The organism is Streptomyces sp. rh34, assembly GCF_002551245.1.
Lineage (GTDB): Bacteria > Actinomycetota > Actinomycetes > Streptomycetales > Streptomycetaceae > Streptomyces.
Genome location: NZ_NTGZ01000567.1, coordinates 1 through 828 on the forward strand (window position 1 = coordinate 1; position 828 = coordinate 828).

Sequence of the window (828 nt, forward strand, 5' to 3'; positions counted from 1 at the left end):
TCAGAGATGTGTATAAGAGACAGGCCTTGGCCGGTCCACGCATCGGCGGGAGCCGGAACGGGGGCTCCGTCCGGTGGAGGCGGGCGAGCAGCGCCGCGGCCTCGGCCCAGGGGGCCGCCTCGGGGTCGGTGGGGTCGACGGGCGCGCCGAGCGGCCAGAGGGTGACCGGACGCGGGGCGGGCGCGGGATGCTCGGCGGGTTCCGGACGCCGGTCGTCGGGGGGTACCGGCCGCTGAGGGTCTCCGCTGGGCCCCGGGCGCCCCGGTGCGGCGAGGGAGTGCCCGGGGGCGGTGAGCGGCGGGAGCAGGATCCCGGTGAGCTGCGGGGCGGCGGCCAGGGCGATCCGGGCCGCCAGCGCCTCGCGGTCGGTGTCGGCGGCGTGGGCCTTCGCGACGATCGCGCCGCTGCGGACCACCGTGCCGTCGGGCCGGTCCGCGAGGACCTGCGGCGGCTCACACACGCAACGCGCCCTGGCGGGGTGGGAGAGGCCATGCGCGAGGGTGCCCAAGTCATGGACGACTGAGGTCTGGGTGGTGGTCAACGGTTCCCCCGGCGGTCGGCCCGGCCGTGGCACCGGTCCCGCCGTGAGCGTAACGCGAGAGCGGGCCCGGGAACTGACCGGTCCCGAAGCCGGTGCCGGGCCGGAACACCGGACCGGACGCCGGGCCGAACAGCCTGGCCGGGACGCCCGGCCCCGAAGCGCCCGGCCGGGACATCGGCCCTGAAGCCGTTGAGGCCGGTGCGTGCGCGTCGGCTCGGCGGGAAGCGCATGGGCCCGGACAGCGCGATGCCCGGTCAGCTCCCCAGCTGACCGGACAAACGCTGCCG

At 77.3% G+C, this 828-nt stretch carries 1 pseudogene; it reads right to left on the bottom strand.

The features are described 5' to 3' along the window. Nucleotides 1-541: pseudogene (locus tag CR470_RS38235) on the bottom strand (aminoglycoside phosphotransferase family protein); the annotation flags it as partial. Between the last annotated feature and the right edge of the window lie 287 nt (nt 542-828).